The organism is Pseudomonas sp. BRM28, from assembly GCF_002939405.1.
Lineage (GTDB): Bacteria > Pseudomonadota > Gammaproteobacteria > Pseudomonadales > Pseudomonadaceae > Aquipseudomonas > Aquipseudomonas palmensis.
This window is the reverse complement of record NZ_PEFV01000001.1, coordinates 2,182,483-2,198,839: the sequence shown is the minus strand read 5'-3', so window position 1 is coordinate 2,198,839 and position 16,357 is coordinate 2,182,483. Positions and strand designations below refer to the sequence as shown.

Sequence of the window (16,357 nt, the reverse complement as noted above, 5' to 3'; positions counted from 1 at the left end):
GCGGGTGTGCCGAGCTTAGGCCGGGGTTGCGTATTTGGCCAGACGGGCGTCGCTTTTCAGGACGGCGAGGGTGTTGGTGTGAACATCTTCAGCGGTAGCGTCGGCTGTGGTGAAGATTTCCTGGAAGTGCTGGTGGGTCACGGCCGCGAAGTGCGCACGGTCTTCCGGTGCGACGCCCAGTACCACCGCGTAGGTGGTCAGTGCTTCGCCCTGGCCTTGCGCCATGTCTTCGGACAGCTCGTTCATCATGCCATTCATGGCGAACCAGGATTTGCCGCCATAGGTCAGCGACGCATTGGTGGAGCAGCCGTTGGTGCCCGAGGTCATGCCGAAGGTGGCGTTGCCCGAGGTACCGTTGGTGGTGGATGCGAGGAAGTGAGCCGGCGTGCCGCGTTGGCCCTCGAACAGCATGTTGCCCCAGCCGCAGTCCGGGCCGCCTGGCGCCTGGGCCATGGCGTTGAGCGAAACCGCGGTGAACAGAGTACCCAGAAGAATCCGTTTCATAGCATTGTTCTCTTTCTGATGTTCAAACCAAAGGTCAGGGTTATCTGGCATGTCTGTAGGACTAGTTGCCAGGACGGGTCGGTTGTTTACCCAGCCGCGCAGTTTGGAGTTTAGGCACGATCTAAGGGTTCCGTGATTAATTGCAAAAGATTGCTTGAAATAATTGACGCGGAGCAGGTTTTCGACCCTGCGCGCTAAAGCGTTGAAGAGCCTTGCAAGCCGGGCGCAGGCGGCGCCAGAATGCCGTCATCCGCCCCGCCGAAGTAAGGAAGCCCGATGCCCGATCCTGTTGCTGCGAGCCTGCGTCTTGCGCCCGAAGCCCTGACCCGGCCGTTTTCCGCTGAACAGTTCGATTTTTCCACCACCAATGATCTGGAGCCCTTTCGCGGTGTGCTAGGCCAGGAACGTGCAGTCGAAGCCTTGCAGTTCGGCGTCGCCATGCCACGCCCCGGTTACAACGTGTTTGTCATGGGCGAGCCGGGCACCGGCCGCTTCTCGTTCGTCAAGCGCTACCTCAAGGCAGAAGGCAAGCGCCTGCAGACGCCGTCCGACTGGCTGTACGTCAACAACTTCGACGAGCCCCGCGAGCCCAAGGCGTTCGAGCTGCCGGCCGGCAGTGCCGGGGCCTTCATCGCCGATATCGGGGGCCTGATCGACAACCTGCTGGCGACCTTTCCGGCGGTGTTCGAGCACCCGTCCTATCAGCAGAAGAAAAGCGCCATCGACCGCGCCTTCAACCAGCGCTACGACCGTGCCCTGGATGTGATCGAGCGCGCCTCGCTGGAAAAGGACGTGGCCCTGTACCGCGACAGCAGCAACGTCGCCTTCACCCCCATGGCCGATGGCAAGGCGCTGGATGAGGCCGAGTTCGCCCAGTTGCCTGAGGCCGAGCGCGAGCGCTTCCACGAGGACATCGCCGCGCTGGAAGAGCGCCTCAACGAAGAGCTCGCCAGCCTGCCGCAGTGGAAGCGCGAGTCGAACAACCAGCTGCGCCAGCTCAACGAAGAAACCATCACCCTGGCCCTGCAGCCCTTGCTGGCCCCGCTGTCGGAGAAATACGCCGAGAACGCCGCGGTGTGCGCCTACCTGCAGGCCATGCAGGTCAACCTGCTGCGCACCGTGGTCGAGCAACTGGTCGACGACAGCAAGACCGACGCCGTGGCGCGCAAGATGCTCGAAGAGCAGTACGCCCCCAGCCTGGTGGTCGGCCATCACGCCAGCGGCGGTGCGCCCGTGGTGTTCGAGCCGCACCCTACCTACGACAACCTGTTCGGCCGCATCGAATACGGCAACGACCAGGGCGCGCTGTACACCACCTATCGCCAGTTGCGCCCGGGGGCTCTGCACCGCGCCAATGGCGGGTTCCTGATTCTGGAAGCCGAGAAGATGCTCGGCGAGCCGTTCGTGTGGGATGCGCTCAAGCGCGCCCTGCAATCGCGCAAGCTGAAGATGGAGTCGCCGCTGGGCGAGTTCGGTCGCCTGGCCACCGTGACCCTCACCCCGCAGATGATCCCGCTGCAGGTCAAGGTGATCATCATCGGCGCCCGCCAGCTGTACTACGCGCTGCAGGACCACGACCCGGACTTCCAGGAGATGTTCCGGGTGCTGGTGGACTTCGACGAAGACATTCCCATGGTCGAGGAGAGCCTGGAGCAGTTCGCCCAGTTGCTCAAGACCCGCACCAGCGAGGAGGGCATGGCCCCGCTGACCGCCGATGCGGTGGCGCGCCTGGCCACCTACAGCGCCCGCCTGGCCGAGCACCAGGGGCGCCTGTCGGCGCGCATCGGCGACCTGTTCCAGCTGGTCAGCGAGGCGGATTTCATTCGCCACCTGGCCAACGACGAGATGACCGACGCCGGGCACATCGAGCGGGCGCTCAAGGCCAAGGCCACGCGTACCGGGCGGGTATCGGCGCGGATTCTCGACGACATGCTGGCCGGGATCATCCTGATCGACACCGAAGGCGCGGCGGTGGGCAAGTGCAACGGCCTGACCGTGCTGGAGGTGGGCGATTCGGCGTTCGGCGTGCCGGCGCGGATTTCCGCCACGGTGTACCCGGGCGGCAGCGGCATCGTGGATATCGAGCGTGAGGTCAACCTGGGCCAGCCGATCCACTCCAAGGGCGTGATGATCCTCACCGGGTACCTGGGCAGCCGCTATGCCCAGGAGTTCCCCCTGGCCATTTCGGCCAGCATCGCGCTGGAGCAGTCCTACGGCTATGTGGATGGCGACAGCGCATCGCTGGGCGAGGCCTGCACGCTGATCTCGGCCCTGTCGAAAACCCCGCTCAAGCAGTGCTTTGCGATCACCGGCTCGATCAACCAGTTCGGTGAAGTGCAGGCGGTGGGCGGGGTCAACGAGAAGATCGAGGGCTTCTTCCGCCTGTGCGAGGCTCGTGGCCTGACCGGTGAGCAGGGCGCGATCATCCCGCGGGCCAACGTGGCCACGCTGATGCTCGACGAGCGCGTGCTGCAGGCGGTGCGCGCCGGGCAATTCCATGTGTACGCAGTCAGCCAGGCCGACGAGGCCCTGAGCCTGCTGGTGGGCGAGCCGGCCGGGCAGCCGAACGAGGAGGGCGAGTTCCCCGAAGGCAGCATCAATGCGCGGGTAGTCGAGCGGTTGCGGGTGATTGCCGAGATGATCAGCGAAGAGGACCTCAAGGAAGCCGAGAAGGAGCAGGCCGAAGAGGCGCTGGCGCAGGTGAAGCCTTCCTGACCGCGGTGGGTTCTTCGCCCGTAATGCCGGCTCCCACACGTGGGAGTCGGCATTACGGGCGAAGGGGGCAGTTCGGCGCACGGCACATGACCGCTCGGCGCCGACCGCTTGTCGCCGGCGGATTTCTTCTATCCTCAAGGCATGGACCGTCGTGCGCAAAAGGATCGAAACCAGCCTGGCCACAGGCTACGCAACGCCTCACCGAGGACCGTCGCCATGCCGCGTACCCTCAGCCTTACCCGTCAATGCCTGGGCCTGGTGACCCGCATTGAGTGCCGTATCCGCCCGCTGGCCGGTGACACCGGCATGTGGACACTGCTGTTCGCCGCCGGCATGGCCGGCGAGCAACCCTCCGCGATCAAGGCCCAGGGGCCGTTTCACGGGCCGTTCGTGGCCGAGTCGGTGCTCAGCGCGATTGTCGACAGCCTGACCCTGCACGGCTACCAGGTGGCCGACGACCCGCAGATCTGGTGCGTGCACCTGCAGGCGCAGCTGCGTCGCATCAACGGCGAACGGGTTCACCATGTGGGTGACCTGCAGTCCAACCCCGACACCTGAGCCGACCGTTCATCCTCCGGCCTGTGGCAGCGTGTCGCGGGCTTTTCCTGTCACAGGTGGCTGCTATACTCGCGCTCGTTTTTTTCCAGCCACCTGGTGATCTGCTCAATGGAACGCTTTATCGAAAATGCGATGTACGCCTCACGCTGGCTGCTCGCACCCATCTATTTTGGCCTGTCCCTGGGGCTGCTGGCGTTGGCGCTGAAGTTCTTTCAGGAGATCTTCCATGTGCTGCCCAACGTCTTCTCGCTGGCCGAGTCCGACCTCATCCTGGTACTGCTGTCGCTGATCGACATGGCCCTGGTGGGCGGCCTGCTGGTGATGGTGATGATCTCCGGCTACGAGAACTTCGTGTCGCAGCTGGATATCGCCGAAGGCACCGAAAAGCTCAACTGGCTGGGCAAGATGGACTCTTCCTCGCTGAAGATGAAGGTGGCCGCCTCGATCGTGGCGATCTCCTCCATCCACCTGCTGCGGGTGTTCATGGACGCGCGCAACATCGAGACCCAGTACCTGATGTGGTACGTGATCATCCACATGACCTTCGTGGTCTCGGCGTTCGCCATGGGCTACCTGGACAAGATGACCAAGCACTGACCTGCGGGGTATCACGCCTTGTCAGCCGCCCGTCCGGTGCATAACGGACGGGCGGTTGCGTTTCTGGCTTGTGCTTTGGTCGATGCTGTACAAAAAATGAACGGCCTGTGGAATGTTCCAGTAGCGAGGTATCGCAATGAACCTGCATGAACTGAACAGCGAGGCCAGGGCCGGCCGCGTGGACGAACTGAACCTGATCGCCATCGAAGGGGGGGACTTCGTGCTCGAGGCCCGGGTCAAGGGCAAGGCGCACCCGTTGCTGGATGCCAAGGGGGTACGTCTCAAGGTGCACTCGGTGGTCGATGGCCAGCGCCTGCTCAATGGCTTGCCCGCCGTGCCGCTGCACCTGGTGCACTGGTCGGTGCAGGACGAGATGTGCGGCCTGCACGGCACCCCCGAAGAAGACCTCAAGGTGCCGATGCCGCGACGTACTGCCTGGTAGCTGAACTGCTTTGCCGCAGTGTGCTAGGCTGCTTGCCCTTTTCACAGCGGGCGCGGCTTTTGTGCGCCCTGTAGCGGAGCAGAAACATGTCCGAACTCAACCTGTCCACCGACGAAACCCGCGTCAGCTACGGCATTGGCCGTCAGCTGGGTGGCCAGCTGCGTGACAACCCGCCACCGGGCGTCAACCTGGACGCGATCCTGGCCGGTCTGACCGACGCCTTCAATGGCCAGGCCAGCCGCGTCAGCGAAGAAGACCTGTCGGCCAGCTTCAAGGTCATCCGTGAAATCATGCAGGCCGAAGCGGCTGCCAAGGCCGAAGCGGCCGCTGGCGAAGGCAAGGCCTTCCTGGCCGAGAACGCCAAGCGTGACGGCATCACCACCCTGGCCTCGGGCCTGCAGTTCGAAGTACTGACTGCCGGTGAAGGCGCCAAGCCAAGCCGTGAAGACAGCGTGCGCACCCACTACCACGGCACCCTGATCGACGGCACCGTGTTCGACAGCTCCTACGAGCGTGGCCAGCCGGCAGAATTCCCGGTCGGCGGCGTGATCGCTGGCTGGACCGAGGCCCTGCAACTGATGAACGCGGGCAGCAAATGGCGCCTGTACGTACCGAGCGAGCTGGCTTACGGCGCCCAGGGCGTTGGCAGCATCCCGCCGCACAGCGTGCTGGTGTTCGACGTCGAGCTGCTGGACGTACTGTAATACCTCTTCGCCGGCAAGGCCGGCTCCTACAGGGTCAGCGCGTACCCGTGTAGGAGCCGGCCTTGCCGGCGAAGCGTTTTCAGTTCCACTGCGCGCCACCCCCAGGGCGCAACGCCCGGGCATAGCAGAACAGGAACAGATTCCTCACCAGCTCCTTGAGCACCACAGGCTCGCTCGAATTCAACCCGTGAAGATCCAGGTCGCCCTGGTCGCGCAGTTCGCCCAGCGCGTCTTCTTCGAGCACGGCGCATACCTCGCCGGTTTCGCGGTGCAGGATGCGCAGGTACGGATGGGGGCGGTCAAGCCAGGCGTCTATCAGATAAGTCATGGCTATTCTCCTTGAAAGCGTTCAATGAGAATAATTCTTATTATCAAAATAGCAAGTGACTATTGGATTTTTCTTGCGATTACCGCCGGGCGGTAGGGTCGAGGCTGCGAGTGCAGCCCCGGGCAGGCAGGGGTCAGACCTTGCGCACGAATTCCGATTTCAGCTTCATCGGGCCGATGCCGTCGATCTTGCAGTCGATGTCGTGGTCGCCGTCGCACAGGCGGATGTTCTTGACCTTGGTGCCGACCTTGACCACCAGCGAGGTGCCCTTGACCTTGAGGTCCTTGATCACGGTGATGGTGTCGCCGTCCTGCAGGACGTTGCCCACCGAATCCTTCTTCACCGCTTCGTCGCTGGCCGCTTCGGCTTCACCGCTGGCCGACCACTCGTGGGCGCACTCGGGGCAGATCAGCTGGCTGGCGTCTTCGTAGGTGTATTCGGAGTTGCATTTGGGGCAGGGTGGCAAAGTGCTCACTACGGTTCCTCAGGACTACGTGCAGAAAACCCACATTGTATAGGGTTTTGCCGGCCAGAGGAAAAGCAGGCCCATCGAGCGATGGGCCGGGGCAGGGGATCAGTGCGTGCGGGCGACGGCGAATTCGCTGAGTTCGACCAGCGCATCGCGGTATTCGCTGGCCGGCAGCACGTCCAGGCAGGCGATGGCACGGGCCACGTAGTCACGCGCCATCTGTGCGGTGTACTCCAGCGCGCCGGCGGCCTCCACTGCGTTGCGGATGCTCTCCAGGTCTTCAAGGCCACCTTTCTGGATGGCCTGGCGCACCAGCGCCGCCTGCTCGGGGGTGCCTTCGCGCATGGTGTAGATCAGCGGCAGGGTCGGCTTGCCTTCGGCCAGGTCGTCACCGACGTTCTTGCCCAGGGTCTCGGCGTCGCCCTTGTAGTCGAGCAGGTCGTCGACCAACTGGAAGGCCACGCCCAGGTGGTCGCCGAAGGTACGCAGGGCTTCGCGCTGTTCATCGCTGGCGCCGGCCAGTGCGGCGGCGCTGTGGGTGGAAGCTTCGAACAGCATGGCGGTCTTGCCGCGGATGACGTCTATGTAGACTTCCTCGGTGGTGCTGGCGTCGCGAATGCGCGACAGCTGCAGCACTTCACCCTCGGCAATCACGCGGGTGGCCTTGGAGAGGATCTGCATGACCGGCATCGAGCCCAGCTCGACCATCATCTCGAACGAGCGCGAGTACAGGAAGTCGCCCACCAGCACGCTTGGCGCGTTGCCCCACAGGGCATTGGCGGTAGAGCGGCCACGGCGCATGCCCGACATGTCGACCACGTCGTCATGCAGCAGGGTGGCGGTGTGCAGGAACTCGATGGTGGCTGCCAGCAGGCGCAGGTCGTCGCCTTCGCGGCCCAGTGCCTTGCCGCACAGCAACACCAGCAGCGGGCGCAGACGCTTGCCCCCGGCCGAGGTAATATAGTCGCCGATTTTCGATACCAGCGGCACACGCGAAGTCAGCTGCTTCTTGATGATCTCGTCAACGGCGCTGAAGTCGTCCGCTACCGCACGGTAGAAAGCTTGGGGTTGCATCGGCCACAGGTGCTCCATAAGGGTTGCGCGGCATGCTAGGTTGCGGGTCCCGGCGTGTCAAGGCGCACTGCCCGTGGGGTCAATGGCCACACTTGCAAGGCAAAGCTGGCTTGCGTACAATCGCGCACCCTGAACTTCCTGGGCAGCACCTGCCTTACGCAATTGCACTGGGCCGTTCCAGCCCTATGCAGCCATGCCAGCCAATACTCTTCCTATAAAGAGCTGGGTGAGCAGGATTATCGGAGAAATACCCATGTACGCAGTAATTGTTACCGGTGGCAAGCAGTACAAAGTCGCCGAAGGTGAATACCTGAAAATCGAAAAACTGGAAGTCGCCACTGGCGAATCCGTGACTTTCGACCGCGTTCTGTTGGTTGCCAATGGCGACGACGTGAACATCGGCGCTCCAGTCGTTGCTGGTGCCAAGGTTGTTGCTGAAGTGATCTCGCAAGGTCGTCACGACAAAGTGCGCATCATCAAGTTCCGCCGCCGTAAGCACCACATGAAGCGTATGGGCCACCGCCAGTGGTTCACCGAAATCAAGATCACCGGTATTTCGGCTTAATCGCCCAAATCCCCATTTCTGGAGAATTGAACCATGGCACACAAAAAAGCTGGTGGTAGTACCCGTAACGGTCGCGACTCAGAAGCCAAACGCCTTGGCGTGAAGATGTATGGCGGCCAGGCTATCATCCCGGGCAACATCATCGTGCGTCAGCGCGGCACCCAATTCCACGCTGGCTACGGCGTTGGCATGGGCAAGGATCACACCCTGTTCGCCAAGATCGCGGGTAAGATCAAGTTCGAAGTAAAAGGCGCCTTCGGTCGTCGTTACGTGAGCGTCGTTGCCGAGTAATCGCGCGATCGCTGGAAAAGCCCTGTCTCGCGACGGGGCTTTTTCGTTTGTGGGGTGAGTCTCTTGCAAAGCTGTTTGTATGGGCTGCCGGCGCTGGTGTTCTGGCCGTATCGGGGCCGCCGCGCTCACTTTTGCAAGAGCCTTATGTCTTTGTGTCACTCAGCTCGTCCAACTGACGAGAGGCGGTTTTTATGAAGTTTGTTGACGAAGTATCGATCAAGGTCAAGGCCGGTGACGGCGGTAACGGTTGCATGAGCTTCCGCCGCGAGAAGTTCATCGAGAACGGTGGCCCCAACGGTGGCGATGGTGGCGACGGCGGCTCGGTGTACATGGTTGCCGACGAAAACCTCAACACCCTGGTCGACTACCGCTACACCCGTCACTTCGAGGCCCAGCGCGGCTCCAATGGCGGCAGCACCGACTGCACCGGCAAGAAGGGCGACGACCTGATCCTGCGCGTGCCGGTCGGCACCACCGTGATCGACGCGGGCACCCAGGAAGTGATCGGCGACCTGGTCAAGGCCGGGCAGAAACTGATGGTGGTGCAGGGCGGCTGGCACGGCCTGGGCAACACCCGTTTCAAGTCCAGCACCAACCGTGCGCCACGCCAGACCACCCCGGGCAAGCCCGGGGAGCAGCGTGACCTGAAACTGGAAATGAAAGTGCTGGCCGACGTCGGCCTGCTGGGCTTGCCCAATGCCGGCAAATCCACCTTCATCCGTTCGGTGTCGGCCGCCAAGCCGAAAGTCGCCGACTACCCGTTCACCACCCTGGTGCCGAACCTGGGCGTGGTCAGCGTCGACCGCTGGAAGAGCTTCGTCATCGCCGACATCCCCGGCCTGATCGAAGGCGCTTCGGAAGGCGCCGGCCTGGGTATCCGCTTCCTCAAGCACCTGGCGCGTACCCGCCTGCTGCTGCACCTCGTCGACCTGGCCCCGCTGGATGAAAGCAGCAGCGCCGACGCCGCCGAAGTCATCGTCAACGAGCTGACCCGCTTCAGCCCGTCGCTGGCCGAGCGTGACCGCTGGCTGGTGCTGAACAAGACCGACATGCTGATGGACGACGAGCGCGACGAGCGCGTCAAGGAAGTGGTCGAGCGCCTGCAGTGGGAAGGCCCGGTGTACGTGATCTCGGCGATCTCCAAGCAGGGCACCGAGCAGCTCAGCCGCGACATCATGCGCTACCTCGAAGACCGTGCCGACCGCCTGGCGGCCGACCCTGCCTACCGCGACGAGCTGGCCGACCTCGACCAGCGCATCGAAGACGAGGCCCGTGCCCAGCTGCAGGCCCTGGACGACGCGCGCGCCCTGCGCCGTACCGGCGTCAAGAGCGTGCACGACATCGGCGACGATGATGACGATGACGACTGGGAAGACGACGAAGACGGCCCGGAAATCATTTACGTGCGCGACTGATTCGTTGCAGTACACTAAACGCCGCTTTTTCAAGCGGCGTTTTGGTATCTAAAGATCTCTATAGGTTGGAAGAAGATGCGGAGCAAGGTGACGGGTGCGCAGCGCTGGGTCGTGAAAATCGGCAGCGCGTTGCTGACGGCGGATGGCAAGGGCCTGGACCGCGCGGCGATGGGCGTGTGGGTCGAGCAGATGGTGGCCCTGCATGAGGCAGGGGTCGAGTTGGTGCTGGTCTCTTCGGGGGCCGTGGCTGCCGGCATGAGCCGCCTGGGCTGGAGCAAGCGACCGAGTGCGATGAACGAGCTGCAGGCTGCCGCCTCCATCGGCCAGATGGGCCTGGTGCAGGCCTGGGAGTCGAGCTTTGCCGAGCATGGCCGGCACACCGCGCAGATTCTGCTGACCCACGACGACCTCTCCGACCGCAAGCGTTACCTCAATGCCCGCAGCACCCTGCGCACCCTGGTGGAGCTGGGCGTGGTACCGGTGATCAACGAGAACGACACCGTGGTCACCGACGAGATCCGCTTCGGCGACAACGACACCCTGGCCGCACTGGTGGCCAACCTGGTGGAAGCCGACCTGCTGGTGATCCTCACCGACCGCGACGGCATGTTCGATGCCGACCCGCGCAACAACCCCGAAGCCCAGCTGATCTACGAGGCGCGCGCCGATGACCCGGCGCTGGACGCCGTGGCCGGCGGCACCGGTGGCGCACTGGGGCGTGGCGGCATGCAGACCAAGCTGCGTGCGGCGCGCCTGGCCGCGCGGTCGGGGGCGCACACCATCATCGTCGGCGGGCGCATCGAGCGCGTGCTCGACCGCCTCAAGGCCGGCGAGCGCCTGGGCACCTTGCTCTCGCCCGAGCGCGGCATGCTCGCGGCACGCAAGCAATGGCTGGCCGGGCACCTGCAGACCCGCGGCACCCTGGTGCTGGACGCCGGTGCGGTGCAGGCCTTGCGCCAGGCCAACAAGAGCCTGCTGCCGGTGGGCGTCAAGACCGTGCAGGGCAGTTTCCGGCGTGGCGAGATGGTCGTGTGCGTAGGGCCGGACGGCCTTGAGGTGGCCCGCGGCCTGGCCAACTACAGTGCGCTGGAAGCGCAGAAGATCATCGGCCAGTCATCCGAGGCCATCGAGGCCGTGCTGGGCTACAGCGCCGAGCCGGAACTGGTGCACCGCGACAACCTGATTCTGGTATGAGGAAATGAGCGTGATCAAAGGGATTTTTGCAGCCGCCTTGCTGGCCTTGCCGATGCTGGCCGGTGCCGAGGAAATCGGCCAGGTGTCGACGGTGTTCAAGTTCGTCGGGCCCAACGACCGCATCGTGGTCGAGGCGTTCGACGACCCCAAGGTGGAGGGCGTGACCTGCTACCTGTCGCGCGCCAAGACCGGCGGCGTGAAGGGTGGGCTGGGGTTGGCCGAAGACCGTGCCGAGGCGTCGATCGCCTGCCGTCAGGTGGGGCCGATTCGCTTCAAGGGCGAGCTCAAGGATGGCGATGAAGTGTTCAAGGAGCGCACCTCGCTGGTGTTCAAGACCATGCAGGTTGTGCGCTTTCTGGACAAGAAGCGCAACACGCTGGTGTACCTGGTGTACAGCGACCGCCTGATCGAAGGCAGCCCGCAGAACGCGGTGACAGCGATTCCGATTCTGCCTTGGGCAGAATAAGACCGCGTTGAATCCATCGCGGGTCAAGCCCGCTCCCACAGGTCCAATGGTGCCCTCTGTGGGAGCGGGCTTGACCCGCGATGGGGCCCAAAGGGCCCCCAAGGCCGTCAGATCGACGCCGGCTCAACCTCCACTTCCCGCACCTCGACCTTCACCTGATCGCGACGGCTGATGTACTTCCAGTCCGCCTCGTCGATGTAGATCCCGTTCGGCCCGCTACCGCCCTCCAGGTCGATTGCAACGTGCGCCGATACCTGCGGCTTCACGCTCGCCAGAATCGGCACGAAGCCCAACTGCAGGCTGGTCTCCAGCAATGCCGCCTGGTTGCGTTCGTCGATGTCGGCCGCCTCGTCCAGGTAGTACGGCAGGCGCACGCGCCCGGCCTGGTCGCGGTCCATCAGGTGCAGCAACAGGTACATGTTGGTCAGCGCCTTGATGGTCATGGTGGTGCCGTTGGAGGCCGCGCCATCGATGTCGGTATGGATGATCGGCTGGCCGCCTACCTTGGTGATCTCGAACGCCAGCTCGAACAGGTCCTTCAGGCCCAGCTGGTTGTGGTTGGCTGCCACCAGCCGCGCCAGGTACTCCTTGGCCTCTTCGTTCTTGTTGTCTTGCTCGGCGCTCTGGCTCAGGTCGAACACCGACAGGGTCTCGCCTTCCTCGTACTGGCCGGCACTGTGGATGATCTGGTCGATGTGCTTGAGCGCTTCCTTGTTCGGCGCCAGCACGATGCGAAAGCTCTGCAGGTTGGATACCTGGCGCTTGTTGATCTCGCGGTTGAACAGTGCCAGCTGGTGCTCGAGGCTGTCGTAGTCGCTGCGGATGTTGCGCAGGGTACGCGCGATGTCGGTCACCGCCGCGCGCCGCGCCTTGCCCAGGGTCAGGGCTTCGTCGGTACGGTGCGCATAGGCGTTGATCAGCAGCTGCAGGCGGCGCTCCATGTCGTCTTCGCTGTCGAACTTGGCCACGCCCTTGAGGCGTACCTGGGCGTACAGCGCCTCGATCTGGCCATCCACCCGCAGCAGGCCCTGCCAGCTGTCCTGGTAGTCGTTGAGCAGCGGCAGCAGGTTGTCCATGGAGTCGTCGACCGGGTCCATGAACGGCGTGCCGAACGGCAGGTCGGCCGGCAGCAGCTGGCGACGGCGCAGGGCGTCGTCGAGGGTGCGCTGCTTGGCCTCCATGTCGGCGATCTGGCGACCGACCAGTTGCAGCTTGGCCGACAGTTGCTGCACGCGCTCGGTGAACGCGTCGCTGGAGCGCTTGAGCTCGTCCTGGGCCGCCTCCATCTGCGCCAGCTGTTCCAGCTTGTCGCCTTCCTCGGCCGACAGGGTCTGGGTACGGCGGTAGTCTTCCAGGGCCTTTTGCGCATCCAGCACCTGCTGGTACAGCGCTTCGGTCTGGGTCTTGCTCGCGGCGCGGTCGGCGGCCACGGCTTGCTGGGTCTTGAGCTGCTTGAGCTCTTTTTCCAGGCGCTCCTTCTGGTCGCGCAGCGCGGCGCGGTCGGCCAGAGCCTGCAAGGCCGGCGGCTCGATATGGCTGAGGTCGATGGACAGCCCCGGCGCCTCGAAGCGCTCGCCCTTGAAGCCGTCGAGTACCGCTTCCAGAGACTTGACCCACACGTCGCTGTCATCCAGCTCAATGCCGCGCTCGCCCAGCGGCAGGCTGAACAGCGCACCGTTGAACAGGCGCATCAGGCGCTCGACGTCCTGCTGCGAGAACTCTTCGCGCAGGCGTGCATAACTGTTGTTGTCGGCATGGTCGAGCTGCTGCTTGACCGACTTCAGGCGTTTCTCCAGGTCGCGCAGGCGCTCTTCCAGGTCCTCGGCGCTGAACTGGCGCGACTGCGCCAGGGCACCGGCCAGTTCGTCGTGGGCGTCCTTGGCGGCCAGCAGCTGCTGCTCCAGCACCTTGACGTCATCCACCAGCGCGAAGCGGTGCTTGAGCACCGACAGTTCGCCCAGCCAGCGCTGGATACCGGTCATTTCGCGTTCCAGGCGCATCAGCTCCTGGGTGCCGCCGCGCTGGTTGTTCTGCAGCGCGTCCTGCTCGTGGCTGTAGTGCTCGGCCTGCAGCACCAGTTCTTCCTTGCGTGCGCCGGCGTAGTCCTGCCAGGTGCCGAGCAACTGGTCGAGCAGCGGTGACAGGCGGTGCAGCTTGCCGCGCAGGATGTCGCGCTGGGCCACGCCATTGGCCAGGGCCTCGACCAGCGGGCCGGCGGCTACCAGCGAGTTGTAGTCCTGTTCCATGCGCCGCACGTCGCGGAAGGCTTCTTCGCAGGCAGCGATGTAGTCGACGCTGCCCGAGCGCAGGCTGTGCTCGAACGCATCGAGGAACAGCTGCTTGAGCTTGGCCGCGGTAATCTCGCGCATGTGCAGCAGGTTGATGAACAGGGCGCGGAAGGTCTTCAGGCTCTGCTCGCTGGTGGAGCGCAGCGGAATCAGAGTCAGGTCCAGCGGCACCGAGGTGTGCCCGCCCACCAGCAGCCGGCGCAGTTCGTCGGGCTTGAGCTCGTAGGCTTTCAGGCCGTTGCGCTCCAGGTTGGTGAACAGCTCCTTCTGGCGCAGGCAGGTGTCGTTCTTCTGGTAGTGGCCCAGGTCCAGCTCGCCGGCATAGGCGAAGAACTGGTGGCCGAAGCCGCCGCCAGGGCCGCGCCCGACCACGCCGATCACGTGCGGGCCGTGGGGCAGGTTGACCTCGCAGAGGATGTAGCTGGTGTCGCTGGCGAAGTAGAAGCGGCGTGACTGCTCCAGGCTGTACTTGCCGAAGCTCATGTCCGACATGCGCGCCAGGATCGGGAACTGCAGGGCGTTGATCGACGCACTCTTGCCCAGGTTGTTGGCGCCGTACACCGACAGCGGGTGCTCCAGCGGGAACAGGCCCAGGCTGTAGCCGGCGGTGTTGAGCAATGCAAAGCGGCGAATGCCGTAGCGGTCCTGGCTCATGCGTCAATCTCCTGTTGCTCTTGGGCAATGGCACGGGCCAAGGCGTCTTCTTCGCTTTCCTCGAACGGGCTCAGGTCGAGCGGGTCGTCGGTCCTGTTCAGCTCTTCAGGGGTTTCTTCCACCACCAGCACCGGGGTCGGCAGCGGCAGGGCACTGTGCAGGCTGGCGGCCAGGTCGCGGTCCTGCTGCACCGACAGGCACACGTCGAGGAAGCGGTGCATCGGCGGCAGGAAGCGGTAGATGCCGTTGTCTTCGCTGGCAAAGCCGAGCTGGGTCATGCGGCGCATGATCTTCTCTTCCAGCTCGTCGGGGGTCTGCACCTCGGCCTGCAGGAACAGGTCGCGGTACTTTTCCAGCAGCGAGGGCAGCTCGTCGCGCCCCAGGCTGCCGCCGTCGAGCACCGACATCGGGTCGCGGCCCTGGTCGGCCAGGTGCTCCACCAGGATGAAGGTGAACAGCGACAGGCGCTGGGCGGTCTTGTTGACCTGGGCAGCGGTCAGTTCCGGCACGAAGTAGTAGAAGCCACGGGTGTCGCACACCAGTTCGAAGCCCAGAGCCTTGAACAGGCCGCGGTACTGGTCCTGGAAGTTCGACAGCTGGGCGTACAGCTCCGGGTCGCGCCGGCTGATGTGGAAGCCCTTGAACAGCTCGCGGAAGATCGGTGCGAGCTGGGACAGTTCGGAAAGATCAAGATGCATGGGTAGGGCTCGCAGTAGGCTCGGGCGACGGTTCGCGGCTTGAAGTCAGGGCGAACGAGCGCAGGCTGACCAGGTGTTCCTGAGTGGTGTACTCGCGGCGCTCCAGGCGCGCGCGGGTAAAGCGTTTTTCCCGCGACAGGCGCGAGAACCAGTACAGCAGTTCGTCGGTGGCGCCTTCGGGCTCCTGCTCCAGCAGCCACACCATCAGGTCGGGCAGCGGCAGGGCGTCTTCGCAGCGCTCGAGCATTTCCTTGACCGTGCGCGGTGCACGCGGCGCGTCGCCCTTGTGGCTCTTGTGCGCCTTGGGGAACTGCGCCGGCTTGGCTTCGAAGCGGGCCAGGGCATACACGTAGGCCTCGACCTGGCTGGCGCTGCCGAGGAAGGTGCTCTGCGGGCGGGTGAACAGCGGCATGGCCGCCTGCGGCACGGCGTCGATGCCCTTGCGCCGGATCACCGACAGCGCCAGTGCGGCGCCACGGGTCACGGCGTTGTGCCGGCGCGCCTCTTCACGCAGCGGCAGCAGCAGCTCGCGGGCGTGGCGCAGGGTCAGCTGGGCGCTGGTCTGCATCTCGAGGATGCGCGCGTGGGTGCGCAGCAGCATGTCGTCATCGACCAGGTGGCCCAGTCGCGCCTGCTCGCCCAGCAGGCGCAACAGCACGGTCTCGACCTTGCGCACGCCCTGTTCGAAGGCGCCGTCGGCGTTCACCAGCTGGATCATCGGCTCGACGTATTCGTCCCAGGTGGCCAGCACTTCGGCGTAGCGCTGGCGCAGCGGGATCTGCCGGTCGCTGGTCTTGGCCCGCTCGGCCACCGCCACCAGCGCCTGCTCGTCGTTGTCGAGTTTTTTCAGCACGTCACGCACGCGCATGTCGAGCAGACGCAGCTGGCGCGCCAGGTCGTTGCCGTCGCGGATGTCGAAGGCGTCCTGGATATGCCCGGCCAGGCGCTCGAGGTGGCGCAGGTAGGCTTCGATCTCCAGGCACAGGCCCAGGCGGTGCTCGCGCCGCAGGTAGGCCAGGAAGTCGTGGATCTGGGCGTTGAGCTCGAAGCGGTTCGGGCTCTTGGCCACCGGGACCAGGATGTCCAGGCGAATCCACACGTCCAGCAGGTTGGTGATGTCCTGGGGCGTACTGTCGAGCTGTTGTGCGGCCAGTTGCCCGCGCAGCTCGGCCAGGCTCAGGGTGCCCCCGTCGAAGCGCTCGCACAACGGCTCGAGCAGGGCCCAGTGTTCGGCTAGGGCGCGCAGGACGCGCTTGGGTTCGATCATTGGCGGGTCGACTCGCTGCCAAGTAAAAGCGCCGATTGTACTGCATCAGGGGGGGATCGATTCACCCCCTGATCGTTTGCCGGTGTTGTCGGGCGGTTTTGTGCCTGCAACGGCGGCGTAACGGCGGT

17 protein-coding genes are annotated in these 16,357 nt (G+C 64.4%); 10 read left to right on the top strand and 7 right to left on the bottom strand.

Annotation, left to right across the window (positions count from 1 at the left end; genetic code table 11):
- Positions 1–15: 15 nt before the first annotated feature.
- Complete coding sequence (locus CR917_RS10545; protein WP_043860212.1) at positions 16–504, bottom strand: DUF3015 domain-containing protein; 489 nt, start codon at positions 502–504, stop codon at positions 16–18.
- A 276-nt stretch (positions 505–780) separates the two neighbouring features.
- On the opposite strand from CR917_RS10545, the gene CR917_RS10540 reads away from it, so the two are divergent.
- The 5 genes from CR917_RS10540 (at position 781) to CR917_RS10520 (ending at position 5,520) form a co-directional block, all read left to right on the top strand.
- Positions 781–3,219: a Lon protease family protein gene (locus CR917_RS10540; protein WP_043860213.1), complete on the top strand. Its 2,439-nt coding sequence runs from the start codon at positions 781–783 to the stop codon at positions 3,217–3,219.
- 216 nt (positions 3,220–3,435) lie between these two features.
- Positions 3,436–3,777 (top strand): hypothetical protein, encoded by a 342-nt coding sequence (locus CR917_RS10535; RefSeq protein ID WP_043860214.1) that lies wholly within the window; start codon positions 3,436–3,438, stop codon positions 3,775–3,777.
- A gap of 108 nt (positions 3,778–3,885) precedes the next feature.
- Positions 3,886–4,374: a TIGR00645 family protein gene (locus CR917_RS10530; RefSeq protein WP_043860215.1), complete on the top strand. Its 489-nt coding sequence runs from the start codon at positions 3,886–3,888 to the stop codon at positions 4,372–4,374.
- A gap of 136 nt (positions 4,375–4,510) precedes the next feature.
- Positions 4,511–4,816, top strand: coding sequence for a DUF6482 family protein (locus tag CR917_RS10525; RefSeq protein ID WP_043860216.1), 306 nt, complete (start codon positions 4,511–4,513; stop codon positions 4,814–4,816).
- Between the two features lie 86 nt (positions 4,817–4,902).
- Positions 4,903–5,520, top strand: a complete 618-nt coding sequence (locus tag CR917_RS10520; RefSeq protein WP_043860217.1) for an FKBP-type peptidyl-prolyl cis-trans isomerase — start codon at positions 4,903–4,905, stop codon at positions 5,518–5,520.
- Positions 5,521–5,599: 79 nt separating this feature from the next.
- Here the strand turns inward: CR917_RS10520 and CR917_RS10515 are convergent, their stop codons facing one another.
- The 3 genes from CR917_RS10515 to CR917_RS10505 form a co-directional block, all read right to left on the bottom strand.
- Positions 5,600–5,848 carry a hypothetical protein gene (locus tag CR917_RS10515; protein WP_043860218.1) on the bottom strand — a complete coding sequence of 83 codons (249 nt, stop codon included), beginning with the start codon at positions 5,846–5,848 and terminating at the stop codon, positions 5,600–5,602.
- A 133-nt stretch (positions 5,849–5,981) separates the two neighbouring features.
- The gene (locus tag CR917_RS10510) at positions 5,982–6,323 is read right to left on the bottom strand and encodes a zinc ribbon domain-containing protein YjdM (protein ID WP_043860219.1); all 342 of its coding nucleotides are present in this window, start codon (positions 6,321–6,323) and stop codon (positions 5,982–5,984) included.
- A gap of 99 nt (positions 6,324–6,422) precedes the next feature.
- The gene (locus CR917_RS10505) at positions 6,423–7,391 is read right to left on the bottom strand and encodes a polyprenyl synthetase family protein (protein WP_104572262.1); all 969 of its coding nucleotides are present in this window, start codon (positions 7,389–7,391) and stop codon (positions 6,423–6,425) included.
- A 253-nt stretch (positions 7,392–7,644) separates the two neighbouring features.
- On the opposite strand from CR917_RS10505, the gene rplU reads away from it, so the two are divergent.
- From rplU to CR917_RS10480, 5 genes are all read left to right on the top strand, one after another.
- Entirely contained in the window at positions 7,645–7,956 is a 312-nt protein-coding gene (gene rplU, locus CR917_RS10500) for a 50S ribosomal protein L21 (RefSeq protein WP_038614793.1), read from the top strand.
- Between the two features lie 33 nt (positions 7,957–7,989).
- A complete protein-coding gene (rpmA, locus tag CR917_RS10495) occupies positions 7,990–8,247 on the top strand; it encodes a 50S ribosomal protein L27 (protein ID WP_010225698.1) in 258 nt (85 codons plus the stop codon).
- Positions 8,248–8,438: 191 nt separating this feature from the next.
- A complete protein-coding gene (gene cgtA, locus CR917_RS10490) occupies positions 8,439–9,662 on the top strand; it encodes an Obg family GTPase CgtA (RefSeq protein ID WP_043860221.1) in 1,224 nt (407 codons plus the stop codon).
- Between the two features lie 75 nt (positions 9,663–9,737).
- Positions 9,738–10,856 (top strand): glutamate 5-kinase, encoded by a 1,119-nt coding sequence (proB, locus tag CR917_RS10485; protein WP_043860222.1) that lies wholly within the window; start codon positions 9,738–9,740, stop codon positions 10,854–10,856.
- A 4-nt stretch (positions 10,857–10,860) separates the two neighbouring features.
- A complete protein-coding gene (locus CR917_RS10480) occupies positions 10,861–11,322 on the top strand; it encodes a CreA family protein (RefSeq protein ID WP_043860223.1) in 462 nt (153 codons plus the stop codon).
- Between the two features lie 107 nt (positions 11,323–11,429).
- Here the strand turns inward: CR917_RS10480 and mksF are convergent, their stop codons facing one another.
- Genes mksF through mksB form a run of 3 tightly spaced genes read right to left on the bottom strand, consistent with a single transcriptional unit; the run spans position 11,430 to position 16,229 of the window.
- Complete coding sequence (gene mksF, locus CR917_RS10475; RefSeq protein WP_054916262.1) at positions 11,430–14,264, bottom strand: Mks condensin complex protein MksF; 2,835 nt, start codon at positions 14,262–14,264, stop codon at positions 11,430–11,432.
- Positions 14,261–14,962, bottom strand: a complete 702-nt coding sequence (gene mksE / locus CR917_RS10470) for an Mks condensin complex protein MksE (RefSeq protein ID WP_104572261.1) — start codon at positions 14,960–14,962, stop codon at positions 14,261–14,263. Before mksE ends, mksF begins: the two co-directional genes overlap by 4 nt.
- Positions 14,952–16,229, bottom strand: coding sequence for an Mks condensin complex protein MksB (gene mksB / locus CR917_RS10465; protein WP_078481776.1), 1,278 nt, complete (start codon positions 16,227–16,229; stop codon positions 14,952–14,954). Before mksB ends, mksE begins: the two co-directional genes overlap by 11 nt.
- Between the last annotated feature and the right edge of the window lie 128 nt (positions 16,230–16,357).

Bases quoted from the DNA above. Each gene is read 5' to 3' on its own strand.
- CR917_RS10545 (WP_043860212.1), bottom strand. From the start codon at position 504: ATGAAACGGATTCTTCTGGGTACTCTGTTCACCGCGGTTTCGCTCAAC.
- CR917_RS10540 (WP_043860213.1), top strand. From the start codon at position 781: ATGCCCGATCCTGTTGCTGCGAGCCTGCGTCTTGCGCCCGAAGCCCTG.
- CR917_RS10535 (WP_043860214.1), top strand. From the start codon at position 3,436: ATGCCGCGTACCCTCAGCCTTACCCGTCAATGCCTGGGCCTGGTGACC.
- CR917_RS10530 (WP_043860215.1), top strand. From the start codon at position 3,886: ATGGAACGCTTTATCGAAAATGCGATGTACGCCTCACGCTGGCTGCTC.
- CR917_RS10525 (WP_043860216.1), top strand. From the start codon at position 4,511: ATGAACCTGCATGAACTGAACAGCGAGGCCAGGGCCGGCCGCGTGGAC.
- CR917_RS10520 (WP_043860217.1), top strand. From the start codon at position 4,903: ATGTCCGAACTCAACCTGTCCACCGACGAAACCCGCGTCAGCTACGGC.
- CR917_RS10515 (WP_043860218.1), bottom strand. From the start codon at position 5,848: ATGACTTATCTGATAGACGCCTGGCTTGACCGCCCCCATCCGTACCTG.
- CR917_RS10505 (WP_104572262.1), bottom strand. From the start codon at position 7,391: ATGCAACCCCAAGCTTTCTACCGTGCGGTAGCGGACGACTTCAGCGCC.
- rplU (WP_038614793.1), top strand. From the start codon at position 7,645: ATGTACGCAGTAATTGTTACCGGTGGCAAGCAGTACAAAGTCGCCGAA.
- rpmA (WP_010225698.1), top strand. From the start codon at position 7,990: ATGGCACACAAAAAAGCTGGTGGTAGTACCCGTAACGGTCGCGACTCA.
- cgtA (WP_043860221.1), top strand. From the start codon at position 8,439: ATGAAGTTTGTTGACGAAGTATCGATCAAGGTCAAGGCCGGTGACGGC.
- proB (WP_043860222.1), top strand. From the start codon at position 9,738: ATGCGGAGCAAGGTGACGGGTGCGCAGCGCTGGGTCGTGAAAATCGGC.
- CR917_RS10480 (WP_043860223.1), top strand. From the start codon at position 10,861: ATGAGCGTGATCAAAGGGATTTTTGCAGCCGCCTTGCTGGCCTTGCCG.
- mksF (WP_054916262.1), bottom strand. From the start codon at position 14,264: ATGAGCCAGGACCGCTACGGCATTCGCCGCTTTGCATTGCTCAACACC.
- mksE (WP_104572261.1), bottom strand. From the start codon at position 14,962: ATGCATCTTGATCTTTCCGAACTGTCCCAGCTCGCACCGATCTTCCGC.
- mksB (WP_078481776.1), bottom strand. From the start codon at position 16,229: ATGATCGAACCCAAGCGCGTCCTGCGCGCCCTAGCCGAACACTGGGCC.